At 68.0% G+C, this 19835-nt stretch carries 22 protein-coding genes, 1 tRNA gene and 1 pseudogene; 13 read left to right on the top strand and 11 right to left on the bottom strand.

Annotated features, from left to right (window positions below; translation table 11 throughout):
- The first annotated feature begins 105 nt into the window (after window positions 1-105).
- From SJY26_RS14750 to SJY26_RS14735, 4 genes and pseudogenes are all read left to right on the top strand, one after another.
- Window positions 106-1006 (top strand): annotated as a pseudogene (locus SJY26_RS14750) (MotA/TolQ/ExbB proton channel family protein).
- 5 nt (window positions 1007-1011) lie between these two features.
- On the top strand, window positions 1012-1458 hold the full coding sequence (locus SJY26_RS14745) for an ExbD/TolR family protein (protein WP_396593753.1): 447 nt from the start codon (window positions 1012-1014) through the stop codon (window positions 1456-1458).
- A gap of 65 nt (window positions 1459-1523) precedes the next feature.
- Window positions 1524-2186: a TonB family protein gene (locus SJY26_RS14740; RefSeq protein ID WP_396593752.1), complete on the top strand. Its 663-nt coding sequence runs from the start codon at window positions 1524-1526 to the stop codon at window positions 2184-2186.
- A gap of 184 nt (window positions 2187-2370) precedes the next feature.
- A tRNA-His gene (locus SJY26_RS14735) sits at window positions 2371-2447 on the top strand.
- A gap of 45 nt (window positions 2448-2492) precedes the next feature.
- On the opposite strand, the gene SJY26_RS14730 is transcribed toward SJY26_RS14735, so the two are convergent.
- Window positions 2493-4259 (bottom strand): patatin-like phospholipase family protein, encoded by a 1767-nt coding sequence (locus tag SJY26_RS14730; RefSeq protein WP_396593751.1) that lies wholly within the window; start codon window positions 4257-4259, stop codon window positions 2493-2495.
- Between the two features lie 226 nt (window positions 4260-4485).
- Window positions 4486-7458: an isoleucine--tRNA ligase gene (ileS, locus tag SJY26_RS14725; RefSeq protein WP_396593750.1), complete on the bottom strand. Its 2973-nt coding sequence runs from the start codon at window positions 7456-7458 to the stop codon at window positions 4486-4488.
- A 226-nt stretch (window positions 7459-7684) separates the two neighbouring features.
- Between ileS and SJY26_RS14720 the strand changes: the two genes are divergently transcribed.
- Genes SJY26_RS14720 through SJY26_RS14705 form a run of 4 tightly spaced genes read left to right on the top strand, consistent with a single transcriptional unit; the run spans window position 7685 to window position 9780 of the window.
- Window positions 7685-8242 carry a DUF3828 domain-containing protein gene (locus SJY26_RS14720; protein WP_396593749.1) on the top strand — a complete coding sequence of 186 codons (558 nt, stop codon included), beginning with the start codon at window positions 7685-7687 and terminating at the stop codon, window positions 8240-8242.
- Window positions 8243-8297: 55 nt separating this feature from the next.
- The gene (locus SJY26_RS14715) at window positions 8298-8879 is read left to right on the top strand and encodes a DUF3828 domain-containing protein (protein WP_396593748.1); all 582 of its coding nucleotides are present in this window, start codon (window positions 8298-8300) and stop codon (window positions 8877-8879) included.
- Window positions 8880-8918: 39 nt separating this feature from the next.
- The gene (locus SJY26_RS14710) at window positions 8919-9161 is read left to right on the top strand and encodes a hypothetical protein (protein ID WP_396593747.1); all 243 of its coding nucleotides are present in this window, start codon (window positions 8919-8921) and stop codon (window positions 9159-9161) included.
- Window positions 9142-9780, top strand: coding sequence for a zeta toxin family protein (locus tag SJY26_RS14705; RefSeq protein ID WP_396593746.1), 639 nt, complete (start codon window positions 9142-9144; stop codon window positions 9778-9780). Before SJY26_RS14710 ends, SJY26_RS14705 begins: the two co-directional genes overlap by 20 nt.
- Here SJY26_RS14705 and SJY26_RS14700 read toward each other — a convergent pair.
- Genes SJY26_RS14700 through SJY26_RS14680 form a run of 5 tightly spaced genes read right to left on the bottom strand, consistent with a single transcriptional unit; the run spans window position 9762 to window position 12777 of the window.
- A complete protein-coding gene (locus tag SJY26_RS14700; RefSeq protein ID WP_396593745.1) occupies window positions 9762-10709 on the bottom strand; it encodes a bifunctional riboflavin kinase/FAD synthetase in 948 nt (315 codons plus the stop codon). The genes SJY26_RS14705 and SJY26_RS14700 overlap by 19 nt on opposite strands.
- Before the next feature lie 12 nt (window positions 10710-10721).
- Window positions 10722-11174, bottom strand: coding sequence for a MaoC family dehydratase (locus tag SJY26_RS14695; RefSeq protein ID WP_396595775.1), 453 nt, complete (start codon window positions 11172-11174; stop codon window positions 10722-10724).
- Between the two features lie 58 nt (window positions 11175-11232).
- The gene (locus SJY26_RS14690; protein WP_396593744.1) at window positions 11233-11577 is read right to left on the bottom strand and encodes a DUF86 domain-containing protein; all 345 of its coding nucleotides are present in this window, start codon (window positions 11575-11577) and stop codon (window positions 11233-11235) included.
- Complete coding sequence (locus tag SJY26_RS14685; protein ID WP_305639212.1) at window positions 11567-11863, bottom strand: nucleotidyltransferase family protein; 297 nt, start codon at window positions 11861-11863, stop codon at window positions 11567-11569. Before SJY26_RS14685 ends, SJY26_RS14690 begins: the two co-directional genes overlap by 11 nt.
- A 44-nt stretch (window positions 11864-11907) precedes the next feature.
- On the bottom strand, window positions 11908-12777 hold the full coding sequence (locus tag SJY26_RS14680) for a TIGR01459 family HAD-type hydrolase (protein ID WP_396593743.1): 870 nt from the start codon (window positions 12775-12777) through the stop codon (window positions 11908-11910).
- 85 nt (window positions 12778-12862) lie between these two features.
- Here SJY26_RS14680 and lspA point away from each other — a divergent pair, with 85 nt between their 5' ends.
- From lspA to SJY26_RS14665, 3 genes are all read left to right on the top strand, one after another.
- On the top strand, window positions 12863-13369 hold the full coding sequence (gene lspA / locus SJY26_RS14675) for a signal peptidase II (RefSeq protein WP_396593742.1): 507 nt from the start codon (window positions 12863-12865) through the stop codon (window positions 13367-13369).
- A 61-nt stretch (window positions 13370-13430) separates the two neighbouring features.
- On the top strand, window positions 13431-13988 hold the full coding sequence (locus SJY26_RS14670; RefSeq protein WP_396593741.1) for a DUF3035 domain-containing protein: 558 nt from the start codon (window positions 13431-13433) through the stop codon (window positions 13986-13988).
- 68 nt (window positions 13989-14056) lie between these two features.
- Window positions 14057-14506 carry a PaaI family thioesterase gene (locus SJY26_RS14665; protein WP_396593740.1) on the top strand — a complete coding sequence of 150 codons (450 nt, stop codon included), beginning with the start codon at window positions 14057-14059 and terminating at the stop codon, window positions 14504-14506.
- Window positions 14507-14514: 8 nt separating this feature from the next.
- On the opposite strand, the gene SJY26_RS14660 is transcribed toward SJY26_RS14665, so the two are convergent.
- The 3 genes from SJY26_RS14660 to SJY26_RS14650 all read right to left on the bottom strand — a co-directional run bounded on the left by SJY26_RS14660 (window position 14515) and on the right by SJY26_RS14650 (window position 17492).
- A complete protein-coding gene (locus tag SJY26_RS14660) occupies window positions 14515-15249 on the bottom strand; it encodes a hypothetical protein (protein ID WP_396593739.1) in 735 nt (244 codons plus the stop codon).
- 131 nt (window positions 15250-15380) lie between these two features.
- Window positions 15381-16082 carry a hypothetical protein gene (locus SJY26_RS14655; RefSeq protein WP_396593738.1) on the bottom strand — a complete coding sequence of 234 codons (702 nt, stop codon included), beginning with the start codon at window positions 16080-16082 and terminating at the stop codon, window positions 15381-15383.
- Between the two features lie 135 nt (window positions 16083-16217).
- Window positions 16218-17492, bottom strand: coding sequence for an EAL domain-containing protein (locus tag SJY26_RS14650; RefSeq protein WP_396593737.1), 1275 nt, complete (start codon window positions 17490-17492; stop codon window positions 16218-16220).
- Window positions 17493-17602: 110 nt separating this feature from the next.
- Here SJY26_RS14650 and SJY26_RS14645 point away from each other — a divergent pair, with 110 nt between their 5' ends.
- Together SJY26_RS14645 and SJY26_RS14640 are read left to right on the top strand one after the other, a co-directional pair.
- Window positions 17603-18373, top strand: a complete 771-nt coding sequence (locus SJY26_RS14645; RefSeq protein ID WP_396593736.1) for an SDR family NAD(P)-dependent oxidoreductase — start codon at window positions 17603-17605, stop codon at window positions 18371-18373.
- A complete protein-coding gene (locus tag SJY26_RS14640) occupies window positions 18363-19325 on the top strand; it encodes a lysophospholipid acyltransferase family protein (protein WP_396593735.1) in 963 nt (320 codons plus the stop codon). Before SJY26_RS14645 ends, SJY26_RS14640 begins: the two co-directional genes overlap by 11 nt.
- Here the strand turns inward: SJY26_RS14640 and SJY26_RS14635 are convergent.
- Entirely contained in the window at window positions 19268-19807 is a 540-nt protein-coding gene (locus SJY26_RS14635) for a response regulator (protein ID WP_396593734.1), read from the bottom strand. The two genes, SJY26_RS14640 and SJY26_RS14635, sit on opposite strands and share 58 nt — an antisense overlap.
- Window positions 19808-19835: the final 28 nt, after the last annotated feature.

Raw genomic sequence — 19835 nt, 5'->3', positions numbered from 1 at the left:
GTCGGCCGGCGGGACACAACCGATTTCATCAGGGGATGCAGCGTTCTGACGCGTTGTATTTCCAGGGTTCCACGAGTCAGACCAAAAAGCAGGAACTGGCGACACATGAACAAGACCAACACCCTTCTGGCCCTGGCCGGCGCCGCCGTCCTGATGGCGAGCTCGCCGGCTCTGGCGCAAGCCCCGGCCGCTCCTGAAGCTGCGACCACCGCCGCTCCGGCGACCCCGGCCGCCGCCACGCCGGCCCCGGCTGAAGCAGCTCCGGCCACAGAAACCGATCCGGCGTCCGTCGCCGAAGCCACCGGCGGTGGTCACGGCGGCAGCCTGACCCCGATCAGCATGTTCATGATCGCCACCCCGGTGGTGAAGGTCGTGATGATCGGCCTGCTGCTGGCCTCGATCTTCTCCTGGACCCTGCTGATCATCAAACTGCTCGAACTGGGTGGTCTGAACCGCAAGACCGACCGCTTCCTGGAAGCCTTCCGCGGCACCCGCACGATTGCGGACATGCGCAAGGTCGCGACCTCCGACGAGTTCGACGGCAACCCGCTGGCCGACATGGCCGCCGCGGCGACCGACGAAATCGAACTGTCCCGCCAGGCGGGTCTCTCGGTCACTGGCGAACACCGTGAACTCGGTGGTGATGCGCGCCCAGCTCGCCGTTTCGGCGGTGCAGGCCGGTCTCGCCGGTCGCCTGTCGACGGGCCAGCAGTTCCAGGCCTCGGTCGGTTCGACCGGTCCGTTCGTCGGTCTGTTCGGTACCGTTTACGGGATCATGAACTCGTTCATCGGGATCGCCGAGTCGAACACGACCAACCTGGCCGTCGTCGCCCCCGGTATCGCCGAGGCGCTGCTGGCGACCGGTATCGGCCTGTTCGCCGCTATCCCGGCGGTTATCTTCTTCAACTACTTCAACACCCGTATCGCCGCCTACGGCAACCGTTCTGACGGCTTCAATGCCGAGCTGATGAACGCCGTCTCGCGTCAACTCGAAAAGGGAGCGTAAGCCGGATGGCCGCCAAACTTTCCGGTGGCGGCGGCGGCAAGTATCAAGTCGAGCAGCAGAGCGATATCAACGTTACGCCTTTCGTTGATATCATGCTCGTTCTCCTCATCATCTTCATGGTGGCGGCCCCGCTGGCCACCGTGTCGGTTGAGGTGAAGCTGCCGACGGCCGTGGCCCCTCCGCAGGAGAATCCGCCCAAGCCGGTGTTCATCTCCATCCAGAGCGATGGCGACGTGTTCATCGGTGACGGACGCAGCAGCCCAGCCCAGCTCGGTGACGATCTGCGTCGTCTGATCCGGACGCGTAACCCGGAGGAAGAGCGTATCTTCATCCGTGGTGACCAGCAGACCCGGTATGGCGACTTCATGCAGGTCATGAACGCCCTGCAGGACAACGGCTTCTACTCCGTCGCCCTGGTCGGCGAAGACAACTCGACGCCGCCGGGAGGTTGATGATGACAGACACACCCGTTGAGTATCATCGCAGTCGCTATGACGCTCCCCGCAGGAAAGGCTTCATGGGGGTCTCCCCCGGGCTTTGGCTGGTTGCCCTTTCTGTCGTGATCGTCCTCTTCGCGGTCCTGGTCTTCTTCATCCAGAAGACCAAGTTCGAGTTGAAGATGCAGGAGTATTCGGACGAGGCCGTGGAGGTCGAGATCGTTGAACCGATCCCGCCCCCGCCGCCGCCGCCGCCGCCGCCGCCTCCGCCTGACACCCCGCCGCCGCCCAAGCTTCAGGTGCGCGAGCCGGTGGTGAACACCCAGGCCCCGCCGCCGCCGGTGACGCTTCCGATCGAGCCGACGAAGAAGGAAGACCGCGTCGAATACACGGGCCCGCCCGTGATCGTCCCCGGTCCGCCGCCTCCGCCTGCTCCGCCGGCTCCGGTCCGTCCGCCTGTGATCTCGAACCCGTCCTGGGCCTCGCGCCCGACGCCGGAGTTCCCCGATCGCGCGGCCCAGCGGAACATCGAGAGCGGTTCGGTGTCCATGAACTGCGCCGTTCAGCCGAACGGTTCGATGACGGACTGCCAGATCGTTTCCGAGAGCCCCACGGGTGCCGGATTCGGTGCCGAAGCGCTCCGCGCCGCCCGTCGCGCCCGACTGTCCCCGCGGACCGTCGATGGCGTGGCCACCGGGGGTCGCGTGAACTTCAACGTCCGGTTCCAGCTCGCGTCTGAATAGACGCTGCAGGGATCATCAGGATCAACGCCCCGGAGGGAAACCTCCGGGGCGTTTTTCTTTGCGGGCAGGGCCCTGACAACGCACGTCGGTCTTGATCGGGCCGGGCAGTCCCGCTAGACACGCGCCTCGCATGGCCCTTGGGCCGGTCAGTCCATGATTGGCCGGAGACCCGGGGGAACGCTGCGCCGCCTTAGCTCAGTTGGTTAGAGCGCCGGTTTGTGGAACCGGAGGTCCTCAGTTCAAGCCTGAGAGGCGGTACCATCCTTTTCCTGACAACCGGCACACCCTGCCCCCTTGCCTGACGGGTCAGGCCGCGTTCGCGCTCGCCTGCGGCGTGACAGGGGCGTCGGTGGCGGCAGACCGGACATTGCCGGGGCGGGTCAGGGGAGCCTCGAGGGCCTCCAGGGCCTCGAGCGCGGCCGTCCGGCCCGCCGCGACCACCGGATCGTAGATCTTCCAGTCGCGGATGTCGGAGCCCTCGGGCATCGGAAGGATCAGCAGGTCTGCATCGGCGCGCGAGCTTTCCATGTCCGCGTCGCTGGTGATGGTGGCGGCGCGCATCAGCACCGAGACGATGGGCGGACCCTTCTTCCACGCCCCCGAGGCGATCCATCGCCACCACGACGGGGGATTCTCGAGCGCCTGGGGATCCACGCCGCGCATCTGGGACATGTCGACGCCGACGATGGGGCCGGTGTTGATCTGGCGCATGACGTCAGTGGGGAAGTTCTTGATGACCGCGCCGTCGACCAGGACATGGCCGTCGATGACGACGGGCGGCATGACCCCGGGGATGGAGATGGAGGCCCGCATGGCGCGGCGCAGCAGGCCCCGGCGGTGGACCTCGATCCGGCCCGTGGTCAGGTTGGACGAGACGGCGAAGAAGGGCAGGGGCATGTCGGCGATGTCGATCTCGCCAAAGGCCTCCTCCAGCAGGCCGGCGACCTTGCGCGAGCGGGTCATGGCGATCATCGGGAAGGCGAGGTCGGACAGGGGGTCGGAGCGGACGAAGGCCCGCCGGATGCGGGCGTCCAGCTCGTCATCGGACCAGTTCAGGGCGGGTCCGGCGGCGATGACGGCCCCCATGGACGATCCGCCGAGGAAGTCGAACCGCATGCCGGCCTCATGCAGGGCGCGCAGGGCCCCGATGTGGGCATAGGCCCGGGCCCCGCCGCCCGACAGGACCAGGCCGATGGCGGTGCCGGTGACGATCCGGGCGATCCGGGCGGCGTCGGCGGCATCGCCCTCCATGGCATGGAACCAGCGGCCGGGCCGGACCGCATCCAGCCAGACGGCGGTGTTGGCCGGGCGCGACATGCGGGGATCCCGCAGCAGGACCAGGTCGGTGAACTGTTCCAGCCCATGGGCGGTCAGGGTGGGAATGGTCCTGGGCGGGGCGGTCAGGGCGTCGCCGACGATGAACAGCCGGTCGACCTGACGGGCGCACAGATTGGCCCAGGAGGGCTCATCCTGTTCGGCGACATAGAGGACATAGTCGTGGCTGTCCTCCATGCGCGAGAACCAGTCCGCCACGGACGACAGGGCCGACTGGTCGATGATCTGGCAGGTGAAACCCTGCTGTTCGATCCGGGCCGCGACGCGCTCCACGAAGGCGCGGATGGGCCGGGTTCGGACCGAGACAAAGCCGAAGACGCCGGGCTCGGTGACGCCGGGCGCCCGCTCGCGGGCGCGGTGCAGCATCAGCCGCGACAGCTCGATCATGACGTCGGGCCGGGTGCGGACGGCCTCGAAGAAGGCCTCGGCGGGCAGGGCGAGGATTTCGGAGTCACGCAGGGCGACCACGCTGGCGGAATGGGGGCTGCCGGCGATCAGGGCCATCTCCCCGACCGGCTCACCGGGCTTGATGACGCCCAGGAACTGGGGCGGCTGGCTTTCGTCCTGGCGGAAGACGCCGAGCCGGCCGGAGCGCAGGAGGTACAGACTGTCGGGCGCATCGCCGGCCGCGAACAGCAGCTCTCCGCCGGTCAGGGCGAACCAGCTGGCCTTCGTGTTCTGATCCTCGAACACCTTGGCCAGCGCCGCTTCCAGACTGTCGGGGCGGGCGTGGGGCATGGCCGGGAGTTAGCGGCGGTTCGTGGCGGGGGGCAAGGGGGGAGCGACAAAGCCCTTCCCCCGCCCTTCGCGGGGGAAAGTGGCCCGTCGTCGAGCGAAGCGAGACCAGGGCCGATGGGGGAAGTCCTGTCCTTCCTGGCCGACCTCCGACAGGAAAATTCCCCCATCCGTCCTGTTCGGCCTGCGGCCGAAGACGGACGGCTTTCCCCCGCAAGCGGGGAAGGGCTTAGGCGCCGTGCTTCGCGTCCCACCAGCGGACGGCGTCGGCGTCGCGGGCGCTGAGGTCAGGGTAGGCGGGGTCGGAGCCGACGTCGGGGACGCGGCGCCAGGAACGGGCGCATTTGGGAGACTCGATTCGGAACAGCTCAACATCGACCAGACGAGCGCCCAGACCAGGCTCGTCAGGGCCGCCAACGGGCCAGTCTTTCCTGAACTCAGAGGTGCTTGTTCGGAAAACGTCGGCTGCCTCCAATCCCTCGAAGGCGTCCAGGATCGAGGCGTCGAGCACACGGACGCGGACGTGGGCGTCCAGCGATGATCCGATAATCTTGTCGCGACGTGCAGCCTCCAAGGAGTCGTTCACCACCGAAAGAACGACGTCGACCTTCGCCCACCGTGCCGCCTCGTCCGGGTTCTGCCACTCCGCCGGCGTCTCCGGAATGACGCGGGCGCAGTTGGTGCCGCCCTCCGGATACCGCGTCGTCCAGGCCTCCTCCATGGTGAAGGGGGTGAGGGGGGCCAGCCAGGCGGTGAGGCGCAGGAAGACCTCGTGCATCACGGTGCGGGCCGCGCGGCGGCGGATCGCGTCGGGGCGGTCGCAGTAGAGGCTGTCCTTGCGGATATCGAAATACAGGGCCGACAGGTCGCCGGCGCAGAACTCCAGCACCGGGCGGACCACGTCCTGGAAGCGGTAGGTCTCATAGGCGCCGCGCACCTGCAGGTCGAGCTCCCACAGCCGGTGCAGGATGAATCGCTCCAGCGGCGGCATGTCGGCGTAGGCGACGCGTTCGGCCTCGTCGAAATCGGCCAGGGCCCCCAGCAGGTAGCGGACCGTGTTCCTCAGCTTGCGATAGGCGTCGACCGTGGTCTGGAGGATCTGTTTGCCGATCCTCTGGTCCTCGGCATAGTCCACCAGGGCGACCCACAGGCGCAGGATGTCGGCGCCGGATTCCTTGATGACGACGGCGGGGTCGGTGGTGTTGCCCCGCGACTTGGACATCTTCTCCCCGTTCTCGTCCTGGGTGAAGCCGTGCGTCAGGACGGCGTCATAGGGGGCGCGGCCGCGGGTGCCCGAGCCTTCCAGCAGGTTGGACTGGAACCAGCCGCGATGCTGGTCCGAGCCTTCCAGATACAGGTTGGCCGGCCAGTGGCTGGGGCGGTCGCCGGTGTAGCCGTGGGCCGGGTCGCGCGTCTCAAGGGCGAAGGCGTGGGTGCAGCCGGAATCGAACCAGACGTCGAGGATGTCCTCGATCTTCTCGTAGTTGGCCGGGTCGTGCAGGCCGAGGAAGTCGCTGTCCGCCCGGGTGTACCAGGCGTCGGCCCCGCCTTCCTCGATCGCGGCGACGATGCGGGCGTCGACCTCGGGGTCGTGCAGCGGGTGGCCGGTGTGTTTGTCGACGAACATGGCCAGAGGCGTGCCCCAGGCGCGCTGGCGGCTGATCAGCCAGTCGGGGCGACCCTCGACCATCGAGCGGATGCGGTTCTTGCCGGCGGCGGGGTGGAAGTCGGTCTGGTCGATGGCGGTCAGCGCCGTCTCGCGCAGGGTCGCGCCGTCGGCGTGGTCCAGCGCCTTGTCCATGCGGATGAACCACTGGGGCGTGTTGCGGAAGATGACCGGGGCCTTGGAGCGCCAGCTGTGCGGATAGGAGTGCTCCAGCCGTCCGCGGGCCAACAGGGTGCCGGCCTCGATCAGCTTCTCGATCACGGCGGGGTTGGCCGAGCCGAACTTGCCGGTCTTCTTGCCCTCCGTCTCCAGCACCTTGAGGCCGGCGAACAGGGGGACGGACGGATAATACGCCCCGTCGGGATCGACCGTGTCGGGGACCTCGTGATGGCCGTGGGCCTTCCAGACGTCGTAGTCGTCCGCGCCGTGGCCGGGGGCGGTGTGGACGAAGCCGGTGCCGGCGTCGTCGGTGACATGGTCGCCGTCCAGCAGGGGCACGTTGAAGCGGTAACCGTCGTCCAGCTCGGCCAGGGGGTGGGCGCAGACGAGGCCGGACGGGTTGAGGTCGTCGAGACGGGTCCAGGTGGCGATCTTTGCGGCCTTGAAGACCTCCTCGGCCAGCTTGTCGGCGAGGATCAGCCGGTCGCCCTGTTTGGCCCAGGGCTCGAACTCCAGCCCCTGTTCCATCGACTGGACCTCGTACAGGCCATAGGCGATCTCGGGGCCGTAGCTGATGGCGCGGTTGGCCGGGATGGTCCAGGGCGTGGTGGTCCAGATCACGACGGCCGGCGTCTGGTGGCGGAAGGCCAGCAGGTCGTCGGGATGGTCGTCGGTGGCGGCGATGACGGGGAACTTGACCCAGATCGTGGGGCTGACGTGGTCGTGGTACTCGATCTCGGCGTCGGCCAGGGCCGTGCGCTCGACCGGCGACCACATCACGGGCTTGGAGCCGCGATAGAGCTGGCCGGAGTTCTTGAACTTGTGGAACTCCTTCACGATGGCGGCCTCGGAGCCATAGTCCATCGTGGCGTAGCGGTTGGCGAAGTCGCCGGTGATGCCGAGGCGCAGGAACTGGGCCTTCTGGACCTCGATCCAGCCTGCGGCGTATTCGCGGCAGGCGGCGCGGAACTCGGCCTTGGAGACCTCGTCCTTGCGCTTGCCCTGGGCGCGGTAGCGTTCCTCGATCTTCCATTCGATCGGCAGGCCGTGGCAGTCCCAGCCGGGGACGAAGTCGACGTCGTAGCCCAGCAGGAAGCGGCTTCGGACGACGAAGTCCTTCAGCGTCTTGTTCAGCGCGTGGCCGATGTGGATGTCGCCATTGGCGTAGGGTGGGCCGTCGTGGAGGACGTACAGGGGCGCGCCCTCAGCATGTCGGGCGGCGCGCAGGGTGGAATAGAGGTCGCCCCACTGTTCGAGGATCAGGGGTTCCTTCTGGGGCAGGCCGCCGCGCATGGGGAAGGGCGTCTCGGGCAGGAAGACGGTCTCGCGATAGTCGCGGGCGGTCGGGGAGTCGGGGGTCTGGGCGTCGTCGGCCATGGGATCAGTCTCGGGCAAGCGTGTGGGCGTCGGGTGAGGTCGGCTGGCAATCCCGGCGGGCGCGGGGGCGGTCAGGCCCCGTCGGCGCTACGCCGGGCGGCTAATCCGATCGGAATGATCCGGCGCGCGTCCATGGACAGGTCCTATCAGGGCGCGGAGGCTGGGAAAAGCGCGGGGTTGCGGTAACCTGCTTTCGCGCGGGTCGACCGCGGAGGGGGAAAAGTGGATGCGTAAGGGTGTGATGAGTCTTGTCGGCGCTGCGGTGGTCGGCCTGGCGCTGGGGGCTTGTGACCCACAGCCGACGCAAGGCGATGTGCCGGAGGCAGCGGCGGTGTCGGCCGAGGCTGAGGGGGCGGAGGCCTTCGTCCGCGAACTGTACGCGGCCTACCACGACGATCCGAACATCCAGTCGGGCCGGACCGACGCGGTCTGGTCCGCCCGGACGAAGGGGCTGTGGGACGAGAATTTCGAGGCGGCCGAGGGCGTGGGCTATCTGGGCTTTGACCCGATCTGCGCCTGCCAGGACTGGGTCAGGTTGTCGGTGACCGATCTGGCTGTGACGCCCACCGGCCCCGACAGCGCCGATGCCGCCGTGGTGTTCGTCAACGGCGAGCCGCCGCAGACGGTTCGCCAGACGCTGAAACTGGTCCGGGAGGACGGTCAGTGGGCGGTCGACGACATCGTCTGGGGGGAGGGCCATGTCCAGGCCGGCCAGCCGAACATGGTCGAGGGGCTGATCGCCTCGACGGCGGAGATCAAGGCCTCGGCATCAGACGGTGGCTGAGCCTAACGCGCGCGTTGGGCAGCGGGCAGACATGGACAAGAGGAGAGACCTGAAGATGATCCGGACCCTGATTTTCGTTTCGGCAGGTGCGCTGGCCCTGACCGCCTGTGCGCCGGACGCGGCGGGTGCTCCCGAAGGCGACGCGCCGGCGGCCACGGCCACCGCCACCGCGGGCTTGGCGGCCCCGCCCGGCCCCGGCACCCGGGAGGCGATCTATGCCGCTGCCGCCGTGGGCCCCGAGCCGTTCGTGCGGGCGATCTACGACCAGTTCGTCAACGGCGGACCGAAGGGGGAGCCCCCGGCTCCGGGGCGGGATCCGATCTTCTCGCGCACGATGAACGCCCTGATCGGGGCGGATTTCCGGGCCGCCAACGGTGAGGTCCCGACCCTGAACTACAATCCCTTCTGCACGTGCCAGGACCAGGGCGAATTCGTGGTGACCGCGCTGGCCGTGGCCCAGGCCGATGCCAATGCCGCCGACGCCAATGTCGCCTTCACCAATGCCGGTCAGGCGAAGCGAATGGAGCTGAAACTGGTGCGCGAGGGCGGCAACTGGAAGGTCGACGACATCGTCGACGTCGACGGTCAGGGTTCGCTGCATGACGCGCTGATGAAGGTGGCGGAGGCGGCAGGGTAGGCGGTTGTCAAAAGGCGGGCCGGGGCCGATATTGGCGGCATGACCGACGTTACGATCATCAAGGACAAGAACGCCGGGCGCGCTGGCCGGAAGCCGGCTGGCGTCTCGACGCGCAGGGTGACGACCGCCAGCGGTGAGAAGGTCACGATCCGGGCCGTGGACGCGAACAGCCCGCAGTTCGGCAAGGATTTCCTCTACGTCTTCACGAAGAACGTCGAGGCGGCCCGCGAAGAGAACAAGCGCCTCTTCGGTTCGGCGTCTGGTGTCCAGAGCCGACGCTAAGCGCCCAACGCTCTGGATCATTGCGGGCCCGAACGGGTCCGGGAAGAGCAGCGCCTATGGCATGTCGGCGGTTGATGAGCCGCTTGGCGCTGTCTGGATTATCAATCCGGATTTGCTGGCCAAGCGCATTGGCGAGCAGGAAGGCCTGGCGGCGTGGCCGGCCAATCTGGAAGCTGTCCGCAGGATCGAAGCATGGCTCTATGCCTCGGTCGAAGCTCATCATACCGTCGGTGTGGAGACGGTGCTTTCGACCGGAAAGTATCGGGCACTCGTCGATCAGGCGCACGCACGGGGCTTCGCGGTGAAGTTGATCTACGTCTATCTGGAAGACGTCGAGATCAACATCGAACGGGTCGCGACACGCGTTGAGAAGGGCGGCCATTCCGTCCCGGAGGACCGCATTCGCGAGCGTCGCGCCAAGTCGCTGGTTCAGCTTTCCTGGTTTTTGGGCGCGGCTGACTTTGCCGAGATCTATGACAACTCGGGTGCCCGGCCACGACTGGTATTCTCTAAATCCCCCGATGAGAGGACTGCCTACGGTCGCATGATCCCGGAAATCGTTCAGGCGATCGATCAGTCGTCGCCTGGATTCGTCGATGACTATCGGAACGCCTTCTGACCCAGCACCACGCGGGCGGCCGCCGCGTCGGCGTCGATCTGGGTCTTGAGGGCCTCGAGGCCGTCCAGTTTCATCTCGCCGCGCAGGCGGGCGACGAGGTCGGTCTCGAGGGTCTGGCCGTAGAGGTCGCCGGCGAAGTCGAACAGCCAGACCTCCAGCAGGGGATCGGCGGTCTCGAACATCGGACGGACGCCCAGATTGGCGACGCCGTCGATGACCCGGCCGTCCGGGAGGCGGCTGCGGGTCGCATAGACCCCGTAGGCGGGACGCATATAGTCACCGAGCGCCACATTGGCCGTGGGCACGCCGATGGTGCGGCCGCGCTTGTCGCCGTGGATGACCTCGCCCTCCAGCGCAAAGGGACGGCCGAGGATCCGGGCGGCGCGGTCCATGTCGCCGGCAGCGAGCGCCTCGCGCACCGCGCTGGACGACAGTTTCAGCCCGTCGGGATCATCGACCCGGTCCGTCACCGAGACGCTGAAACCCAGATCCCGGCCGGCGCGGGCGAGGCCATCGGGCGAGCCGGTGCGTCCCTTGCCATAGGTGAAGTCAAAACCGACGGCAGCGTGTTTCAGACCGAGACCGGCGGACAGAACGTCGTGGGCAAAGGTCTCGTCAGACATGGCGGCCATGTCGGCGTCGAAGGGCAAGAGGTGCAGGCGATCGACGCCCAGCGGCTCCAGCGCCCGGGCCATCTGGGCGGGGGTCATCAGGCGGAAGGGGGCGGCCCCGGGCTGGAACCAGCGGCGGGGATGGGGCTCGAAACTGACGACGGCGAGGGGGGCGTCAAGGCGACGGGCGGCGTCGCGGGCGGCGGCGATGACGGCCTGATGGCCGCGGTGGACTCCGTCGAAGGCCCCGAGCGCGGCTGCGGCTCCCTGGTGTTCGGGGGGCAGGCCCTGCCAGCCGGTGACGATGGAAACGGACACGGCGGCCCTCGATCAGTCCCGGGCGGGACGGCGGCGGCGGGGGACGCGGACGGTGGCCTCGCCCTCCATGATCATCTGGTCACCGACATAGCCTTCGGTGCGCAGGGTGACCCGGGCCGATTCGGGGTCGACGGCGGCCACGGTGATCCGGGCGGTGACCACATCGCCGATGCGGACCGGGCGGTGGAAGGCCAGGGTCTGGGACAGATAGATGGCCCCCGCGCCGGGCAGGATGGTGCCGACCACGGCCGAGCCGAACGAGGCGCTGAGCAGCCCGTGGGCGATCCGGCCGCGATAGGCGGTCTTCGACGCGAAAGCCTCGTCCATATGGACCGGATTGAAGTCGTCGGACGCCTCGGCGAACTGCTGGATGCGGTCCTCGGTGATGGTGACGTCCTTGACGGCCACCATGCCCGCGTGGAGTTCTTCGAGGATATAGCCGCCCGAGGGGTGTGGTCCGGTGATCATGGGCCGGTGTTAGCGGGGCAGGGGTGATTTGGCGATAGCGCTCCGGTCCCGGAGTTCAGCCGGGGCTCGCCTGTTCGGCACGTGCCATTCTGAGGATGGCGTCCAGATCGTGGGTCACGGTTCGATAGACGAAGTCGGCGGCCACATTGTCGTAGTCGTGCCGATAGACATTGCCGGCGTCGGCGATGTCACGCCAGGGCAGATCGGGATGCCGGCCTTTCAGGTCGTCCGGGAGGCGTCGCGTCGCCTCGCTGATGATCTCAAGGCACCGGGTGACAGCATGGAAGGTTTTGCGATCGCCGCGAAAGGCCTCCCGATCCATGCCGTTCAGGAAGCGCTGCGCCTCGACGGCGTGGAGTTCGATGGCCGCGAGGGCCCGCGAAACCCTGTCAGAAGGCATAGATGGCCTCACGCTCGGCCGAAGGGCGAACGTGGGGCTGCAGGGTCGCACGATTGGCGACGTCGACGGGAACCGGGAAAAGCTCGCCAATGAACCGGGTCAGGGCGACGTATTCATACACGCCGATGTCGGCCGCAGGGTCGATGTCGACCAGCAGATCCAGATCGCTGTCCGGCCGGTTTTCCGCGCGGACGGTCGATCCGAACACTGCAGCGTGGGCCACGCCGCGACGCTGGAGCTCTGCACGGTGCCCCTTCAGGATGTCGATGGCCTCGCGACTGTTCATAGATCCAGTCTAGAGCAAATCGGCCGTGCTCGCATCCCGGGGCCTCACCACCGCAGTTCCAGCGCGGCATAGCGGGCCCAGGCCGTTTCGGCGGTCAGGAGGGTGGCGGCGCGGGCGGGGTCGAGGCCACCGTCGGGGCCCCGCGCGGCGTCGCCGTGGATGCCCTGGGCGATGAACAGACAGTCGAGCGCCTGGCGGTTGGCCCCCAGCACATCGGTGACGACGCCGTCGCCGATGCAAAGGACCCGCGAGCGGTCGACGGGGCGACCCAGCAGGCGCTCCGCCTCGGCCAGGGCCAAGGCGTAGATGGGACCGAAGGGCTTGCCCGCCATGGTCACGCGGCCGCCCAGTGATTCGTAGAGATCGGCCAGGGAGCCGCCGCAGTAGATGATCCTGTCGCCCCGCTGCACGATCCGGTCGGGATTGGCGCAGATCAGCTCGAGGTCGCGGGCGGCGGCGGCGGCCAGACGGGTGCGGTAGTCCTCGGGCGTCTCGGTCTCGTCGTCGATCATGCCGGTGACCGACAGGAAGGCGGCGTCGTCCGCCCCGCTGGCGCGATTGAGGGCGAGGCCGTCGTAGAGGATTTCGTCCCGGTCGGGCCCGATGATCCAGGCGGGGCCGGGCGCACGTTTCGCCAGTTCGGCCCGGGTGGCGTCGCCCGAGGTGACGAAGGCGCTCCAGCTGTCGCGGGGCACGCCGAGGGCGTCCAGCTGGGCGATGACGTCCGAGGCGGGCCGCGGCGAGTTGGAAATCAGGACGACGTGGCCGCCGCCGGCGTTGAACCGGGTCAGGGCGGCGCAGGCGTCGGGCCAGCTTTCACGGCCGTTGTGGATGACGCCCCAGACGTCGCAAAGCAGGATGTCATAGTCGGCGGCGACGGCGGACAGGCCGGGCAGGGCGTGGGGGAGGGTCATGGGCGGTTCTTAGCCCGCCCGCCGCTGGCGGGGAAAGGGCGGAGGGCCGTTGGCGTGCGCCGTCCGGCCTGCTAACCCGACGCGCATGAAAATCCCTCGCATCGCCTGGGCCGCCTATGGCTTCGCCCTCGTCATCATCGTGCTGGACCAACTGACCAAGGCCTGGATGCTGGACGGGCTGAGCCTGCGCGAGGTCGGGCGGGTGCTGGTCGCGCCGCCGATCCTGAACTTCACCTATGTCGAGAATACCGGCGTCAGCTTCGGCCTGTTCGGCGGGGGCGGCGCGCGCTGGGTGCTGAGCGTGTTCTCGATCCTCGTCGCCGGAGCTCTGGCCGTCTGGGCGCTGAAGGCCGAGCGGCGGCTGCTGGTCGCGGCCATCGGTCTGGTCATCGGGGGGGCGATCGGGAATGCGATCGACCGGATCCAGTACGGCTATGTGGTCGATTTCATCGATTTTTCGGGCACGGGCGTGTTTCCGTGGGTGTTCAACGTCGCCGACAGCGCCATCAGCGTCGGCCTGGTCCTGCTGATTCTTGACAGTGTGCTGTCCGAACGCAAAGCGGGCGTTGGCGCGGCCCACGAAAAGGCGTAATCACCCGCTCTTTCCTCGTTCTCGACTGCGCGATCCGTCCGCGCCGGAGCCGAACCGAACCATGCGCCTTCTGACCGTTTCCCTCGTCGCCGTATCCGCCCTCGCCCTGACGGCCTGCGGCGGGCTGCGCCAGTCCATTGGCCTGACCAAGGTGGTGCCGGACGAGTTCGTCACCGTCTCCTCGGCTCCGCTGACCGTGCCGCCGGAGTATGGCCTGCGTCCGCCGGCTCCGGGCCAGCCCCGGCCCCAGGAACTGGCGCCCGAGAGCGCCGCGCGCCAGATCCTGCTGGGTCAGCGCCAGTCGATCACCCGATCGCCGGGCGAGGCGGCCCTGGTGACCGCCGCCGGGGCCGACCGGGCCGACCCGCTGGCCCGCTATGTCGTCGACGACGAGTTCGGCGACCTGGCCCACAAGGAAGAGAGCTTCGCCAACCGCGTGCTGTTCTGGCGTCGTGATGACGCGGCCACCCAGGCCCCCACCGAGACGCAGACGGCCCAGGGGGCTGTCACGATCGACGCGGCCCGGGAAGCCGAGCGCCTGCGGGCGCTGACGGGCACCCAGTCCTCGATCGTGATCGCGCCGCGCCGTTCGGGCGGGTTCAAACTGCCGGGACTGTAAACCGGACGGACTTGTCAGTCCGGCGTCAGTCCTTAATGTGAACGGACCCTTTTCGAGGACCGTTCGTCATGACCAGCATCCTGTCGCTCACCCACCTGTCCGGGGTCGAGCAGTTGCGCCTGGCCTTCCAGGGCGAGGACAATGCCGCTCCGATCGCGCGCACGCTGGACTATGCCCTGATCGAGGTCGAGGAGGGCCGGGTGGTGTTCGAGGGGACGCCGACGCGGGCCGTCTACAATCCCATCGGCACGGTGCACGGCGGGTGGATGGCGACCCTGCTGGATTCGGCCTGCGCCTGCGCCGTGCATTCGATGCTGAAGGCGGGGCAAGCCTATACGACGCTGGAGATCAAGACCGTCTTCCACCGCGCCCTGACCGAGGGCGTGACGGTGCGGGCCGAGGGGCGGATCGTCCAGATCGGCCGGCGCGCCGGGTTCGCCGAGGCGGACCTGAAGGGGCTGGACGGCAAGCTCTATGCGACCGCGACCTCGACCTGTCTGGTGATGGCGACGACCTAGGCGGCGCTCTACATCGGCGGAACGATGCCGTCCTTACCCATCGCGAGGAACCCGGCGTTGGTCGCCCCCGCCGGAATGACGGCATAGACCTTCTGGCCTACCGCCAGCGAGGCCCGTTCCGTCGGCTCGAACCGCACGATCGGCGTGCCCTCGGGAATGGTGACGTCGGCCGTGCCGCCCTCATAGGCGATGGTCAGCGTGCGGCCGCCGGACGCCGTCGCGCTGCTGGCGACCGTTCCGTTGGTCATCATGCTCTGGCTCTCGACCGTGCCGTTCGTCATGGCGCTCTGGCTCGCGACCGTCCCGTTGGTCATGGCGCTCGACGCGGCCGGGGTGCCACCCTTTGCCGCGACAACGCCGGGCGTATCCCAAGGATAGTGGCCCTCGCCGGTCCCGCGCATCGATTCGGGGAAGATCACCAGTTCGACCGCCTGCAGGGCTTCCTTCGGACCCGTGGTGGCGGTGCCGATGAAATCGCCGTCCTTGAGGGTCGAGAGGCTGGACGACACGACCCAGACGAAACGGGTGTCGGCCGCGACGGGCACGGAGACCGTCCGGCCGTCATAAGTTTGAACCGTCATCGTATCGCCCGCCAGGGACTGGACCGTGCCGCGCACGCGAACGGTGCTGGGGGCGGCCACGGTCGCCTCCTCTGCTGCGGGGGGCGTGGGCTCGGGCGGGGAACAGGCGGCGAGCGTCGCCAGCACGGCAGGGATGAGGGCCAGGTTTCTGATCGGGGTCATGGTGTGTCCGGGCGTCGGGACATCGGCCTTCGAGTCCCGTTTCGGCGTCTACACTGCACGTTTGTAGCGGCGCTTGCCACGGGCTGTCGTGTGCGACGAAACGTCCCCTCGCGCGCCGGCGGCGAGTTCCCTCAGGCCGGCTGTCCGGCGGGCGCGGACAGGGTCGGTGCGCGCCGTCTTGCCCGCAGATAGGCGATCGGCGTGACGAGGGTCCTCAGAACCGAGAGGGCGAATGCCAGGCCGTACAGACGGATGCCCACCAGAAAGATGTCGCCGTTGACGGTCGAGGAGACCAGCGGTTCGGCGATGATCGCAGCCGTGATCGGCCTCAGGTCGTCGGGCCCGAGAAAAAACAGGAAATAGCCGACCGAGCCCGCGAGTCCCTCGCGCAGGAAGGTGTCGATCGCCGCGATCGGGCTGAAGCTGCCAAAAAGCGTCGCCTGCACCGCCTCGGGGGCGAAGGCGTAGCTGGTGCCCATCAGGGCGAAGATCAATCCGAACATCACCAGCCGCGCGGCATGGGCACCGGACAGCAGGGCGACGGTCTGGACCGGCCGCAGCCGCTGGATCAGCGAGGCGCGTTTCAGATCGTCGTCGGACAGTTCGGGGATGAGGTCGGGAAAGGTCGAGCTCAGGATCGAGATGAATTTTCCGATCAGGTCCGCCAGCACGATCACAAGCACCAGCAGGAACAGCAGGGAGGCGGCACTGCGGTCGGCCAGCAGCGTATTGATCGTCTCCGACACGCCGAACATCGCCACGAGCCCCAGGATCAGAAGGGACAGGATCGACCCTTCGATCAGGCGACGCACCAGATTGAGGAGGCCCAACATCGCAATACTCCGGTGTTTCAGGACGACAGCCTGTCATGGCTAGCACGGCGGGCCTCCGGGGCCGACCCGGGATCGGCGAACGCCGGTGCTGCGCCCCTGTGCCCGGGTCGGTCCGAGCCGGGCGAACCGCCCGGTCTAGGCGAACCGGCGCCGCTTCTCTGCGCTGATGAGGGTCGAGCGGACGAAGTCGGCGGGCGGGTCGGTTTCGGCCAGCACGGCTTCCTTGATGGCGCGGGGTTCGCCGAAGAGGTGGCCCTGGGCCATGGTGATGTCGAGCTCGAGGATGTCCACGATCTGGCGCTCGCTCTCGCACTTCTCCGCGATGACCTCGATGCCGTAGCGGCGGGTCAGTTGGGCGAAGTCGGCGGCCTGGATGTCGCGCAGGGACGGGATGGGCGAGCCGCCATCCAGATCCAGCAGCTGTTCGATCAGCAGGTCGGCGGCGACCTTGACGAAGCGGACGTCGGAGCGCTGCAGGTCGTTGAAATCCAGATCCAGGGTCTGGACCTTGTCGATCGAGAAGCGGAAGCCGAGGTCGGCCAGCTTGGCCATGTTGCGGGCCTCGACCGCGCCGCGGGCGTCGAAGGTGGCCTGACCCAGTTCGAAGATCAGGGCCTCCTTGAGGTCGCGGTTCTCGCTGAGGAAGGCGAGGAACTGCGGGAAGAAGGTCTCGTCGCCCAGCGACGACAGGGCGACGTTGCAGAAGACCCCGACCTTGCGGTCCTGACGGGCCAGACGGCGCACGATCTGGGCGCAGCGGAACAGCAGCAGGTTGTCGATGGCGGGCACCAAGCCCTCGCCCTCGGCGATGGACAGGTATTCGGCCGGCATCATCACGCGGTCGGTCTGGTCCCGCAGGCGGGTGAAGCTCTCGTAGAAGATGGTCCGGCGTTGCGGCAGGGTGACGACCGGCTGGAGGTAGAGGTCGACCCGGTTCTCGCTCAGGGCGTCGTGGACGGTCTTGAGCAGCAGGTTCGACTGATGGTGGCGACGGGCCTCGACGCTGTCGGGGGCGACCATGGGGGTGACCGACAGGCGCTGGTCGATGGAGAGACTCATCTGCTGGATGAGGTCCTCGAGGATGCGGACCTCGCCGGTCAGCTCCTCGGTACGGCTGAGGGCCCCGTTCTCGATGGCGGTGGCCAGGTCGCCCAGCGCCGTCTGGGTCTGTTCCATGGCGTCGGCCAGAAGGCGGTGGGCCTCGCGCACCCCGGCGATCTCGGTGCGCAGCGCCTTGCGCTCGGTCAGGCCGGTGAAGATGGCATGGGCCGCGCCCAGCACGCCGAGCACGCCGAAGGTGGCCGCGACGCCCGGGCCGATGCCGAGCCCCGCCCGCCACAGGAAGGCGCCGGCCGTCATCGCCAGGAAGACGTAGCCGAAGAACAGAAAACCGTTGGTCAGTGCACGCATGGGAACGGCTTGGTCCGTCTTCCCGGATGGAATTGGCCGAGTATCGGGGTATCAGGGCCAAACAGCTAGGGTGTGCCGGGAAGAAAGCACACCGATTTCAGGGGATACGCATGGAACTGTTCGATCTGACCGGCAAGGTCGCTGTCATCACGGGCTCTTCGAAGGGGATCGGCAAGGCAATCGCCGAACGGATGGCGGAGCACGGGGCCTGGGTGGTGATCTCGTCGCGCAAGGCGGGGCCCTGCGATGAGGTGGCGGCCGCCATCAATGCAAAGCACGGTGAGGGCCGGGCCATCGCCATTCCGGCCAATATCGCGGCCAAGGAAGACCTGCAGCGTCTGGTCGACGAGACCAACGCCGCCTTCGGCCAGATCGACATCCTGGTCTGCAACGCGGCCTCCAACCCCTATGCGGGACCGATGGCGGGCATTGCCGACGAGCAGTTCGAGAAGATCTTCCACAACAATGTGCTGGCCAACCACTGGCTGACCCAGATGGTCGCGCCCCAGATGCTGGAGCGGAAGGACGGGGCGATCGTGATCATCTCGTCGATCGGCGGCCTGCGCGGCAATGCGCTGATCGGGGCCTACAATGTCTCCAAGGCGGCGGACATGCAGCTGGCGCGCAACCTGGCGGTGGAGTGGGGCCCGTCGAACGTGCGGGTCAACTGTATCGCGCCCGGCCTGATCCAGACCGATTTCGCCCGCTATCTGTGGGAGAACGAGGAGGTGCTGAAGGTGACGGTCGAGCCCAATCCGATGAAGCGCATCGGCCAGCCGGACGAGATCGCGGGCACGGCCGTCTATCTGTGCTCGAAGGCCGGGTCCTATGTGAACGGCCAGACCCTGGTGGTGGACGGCGGGCTGACGATTGCCTGGTGACGACCGCAAGGGACCCGGCCTGCGTCAGGATCTGATCTGGCGGCTGGAGGCCGTGGCCTTCGCCGGCTTCATCGGCCTGATGCGGCTGATCGGCCTGGAGGCGGCGTCGAACCTGGGGGGGTGGCTGCTGCGCACGCTGGGGCCCCGGGTGGGGACGCACCGGGTGGTGATGCGCAACCTGCGCATCGCCTTTCCCGACATGGACCCGGCCGAACGGGAGCGTCTGGCGATCGCCCAGTGGGAACAGACGGGCCGGACCTTTGCCGAGACCGCGGTGATGGACCGGCTGACGCCGGCCTCGGGCCGGATCGAGGTCGTGGGGGCCGAACGGCTGGAGGCGATCCGTAAGGCGGGCAAGCCGGTCGTGTTCGTGTCCGGGCATATGGCCAATATCGAGACCATGGCGGCGGTTCTGGTGGCCAGTGGCATCCCCGTGCAGGTGACCTACCGCGCCGCCAACAACCCCTATGTCGACGCCCAGATCCGGGCGGCCCGGGCCCGGTATGGCGTGAAACTGTTCGCGCCCAAGGGTGGGGACGGGGCCCGGGAGCTGCTGGCCGGCATGGGGCGGGGCGAGAGCGTCGCCCTGATGAACGACCAGAAATTCTCGGAAGGGCCCGAGGTGCAGTTCTTCGGGCAGCCGGTGAACGCGGCTCCGGGACCCAGCCGGCTGGCGCTACGGTTCGGCACGGTGATCCAGCCCATGTCGGTGGTGCGACTGCCGGGTGTGCGCTTCCGGGTCACGGCCCATGAGCCCATCGTGCTGGAGGCGACGGGTGACCGGACGCGCGATATCGCGCGGGGCGTTCAGGCCATCACGGCCTTTGTCGAGGCGCGGGTGCGCGAGCATCCGGTCGACTGGTTCTGGGTGCACAAGCGGTGGCCGGACCGGGTCTATGCGGCGCTCGAGCCTGGCCCGGACGGTTCGGTGCCCGTCGCTGTCCCGCGCTGATCGGAACTCCGCCGCCATGGGCCCCTGTACCCGTCCGGCGTGGAGCGGCGGCGATCGGGCCCGAAATAGGTGTCGGTCTGAACGAAGGCGCGGGGACGCAGGATAATGGCCTGGATCCGCTCGAAGATGGCCCGGGCGGTGACCGGCTTGACCACGAATTCGGTCACGCCGACATCGCGCGCCTCGGTGACGCGACTGCGCTCCGAATGGCCGGTCAGCATGATGATGGGCAGATAGGGATTGACGCTGTCAGGCCGGTTGCGGACCAGCCGGGTGAATTCCACGCCGTCCATGGGCGACATGTTGAAGTCCACGATGGCCAGATCGATCGGATGTTCGCGCAGGGCCGTGAGGGCCATGGCCCCGTCGGACACCTCGCGGGTCCGCCGGATACCGGCAGAGTTCAGGATCGCAACGGTGATCGCCCGCATGTGCGGGTTGTCGTCGATCACGAGAACATTGAGCGAGTGGAGAGCTGACATGACCGCGGTACGCCGGGGCCGCCTCCGG

Origin of the sequence: Brevundimonas sp. R86498, from assembly GCF_044598075.1 — a bacterium.
Classification (GTDB): Bacteria; Pseudomonadota; Alphaproteobacteria; order Caulobacterales; family Caulobacteraceae; genus Brevundimonas.
This window is presented reverse-complemented; position numbering and strand designations above follow the sequence as displayed.

What these genes read in the sequence shown, in the direction of transcription:
- SJY26_RS14635 (WP_396593734.1), bottom strand. Translation starts at nt 19,807, where the DNA reads ATGTCAGCTCTCCACTCGCTCAATGTTCTCGTGATCGACGACAACCCG.
- SJY26_RS14660 (WP_396593739.1), bottom strand. Translation starts at nt 15,249, where the DNA reads ATGACCCCGATCAGAAACCTGGCCCTCATCCCTGCCGTGCTGGCGACG.
- SJY26_RS14665 (WP_396593740.1), top strand. Translation starts at nt 14,057, where the DNA reads ATGACCAGCATCCTGTCGCTCACCCACCTGTCCGGGGTCGAGCAGTTG.
- SJY26_RS14730 (WP_396593751.1), bottom strand. Translation starts at nt 4,259, where the DNA reads ATGCCCCACGCCCGCCCCGACAGTCTGGAAGCGGCGCTGGCCAAGGTG.
- lspA (WP_396593742.1), top strand. Translation starts at nt 12,863, where the DNA reads ATGAAAATCCCTCGCATCGCCTGGGCCGCCTATGGCTTCGCCCTCGTC.
- SJY26_RS14670 (WP_396593741.1), top strand. Translation starts at nt 13,431, where the DNA reads ATGCGCCTTCTGACCGTTTCCCTCGTCGCCGTATCCGCCCTCGCCCTG.
- SJY26_RS14685 (WP_305639212.1), bottom strand. Translation starts at nt 11,863, where the DNA reads ATGAACAGTCGCGAGGCCATCGACATCCTGAAGGGGCACCGTGCAGAG.
- SJY26_RS14710 (WP_396593747.1), top strand. Translation starts at nt 8,919, where the DNA reads ATGACCGACGTTACGATCATCAAGGACAAGAACGCCGGGCGCGCTGGC.
- SJY26_RS14720 (WP_396593749.1), top strand. Translation starts at nt 7,685, where the DNA reads ATGCGTAAGGGTGTGATGAGTCTTGTCGGCGCTGCGGTGGTCGGCCTG.
- SJY26_RS14690 (WP_396593744.1), bottom strand. Translation starts at nt 11,577, where the DNA reads ATGCCTTCTGACAGGGTTTCGCGGGCCCTCGCGGCCATCGAACTCCAC.
- SJY26_RS14680 (WP_396593743.1), bottom strand. Translation starts at nt 12,777, where the DNA reads ATGACCCTCCCCCACGCCCTGCCCGGCCTGTCCGCCGTCGCCGCCGAC.
- SJY26_RS14740 (WP_396593752.1), top strand. Translation starts at nt 1,524, where the DNA reads ATGGGGGTCTCCCCCGGGCTTTGGCTGGTTGCCCTTTCTGTCGTGATC.
- SJY26_RS14645 (WP_396593736.1), top strand. Translation starts at nt 17,603, where the DNA reads ATGGAACTGTTCGATCTGACCGGCAAGGTCGCTGTCATCACGGGCTCT.
- ileS (WP_396593750.1), bottom strand. Translation starts at nt 7,458, where the DNA reads ATGGCCGACGACGCCCAGACCCCCGACTCCCCGACCGCCCGCGACTAT.
- SJY26_RS14650 (WP_396593737.1), bottom strand. Translation starts at nt 17,492, where the DNA reads ATGCGTGCACTGACCAACGGTTTTCTGTTCTTCGGCTACGTCTTCCTG.
- SJY26_RS14745 (WP_396593753.1), top strand. Translation starts at nt 1,012, where the DNA reads ATGGCCGCCAAACTTTCCGGTGGCGGCGGCGGCAAGTATCAAGTCGAG.
- SJY26_RS14655 (WP_396593738.1), bottom strand. Translation starts at nt 16,082, where the DNA reads ATGTTGGGCCTCCTCAATCTGGTGCGTCGCCTGATCGAAGGGTCGATC.
- SJY26_RS14715 (WP_396593748.1), top strand. Translation starts at nt 8,298, where the DNA reads ATGATCCGGACCCTGATTTTCGTTTCGGCAGGTGCGCTGGCCCTGACC.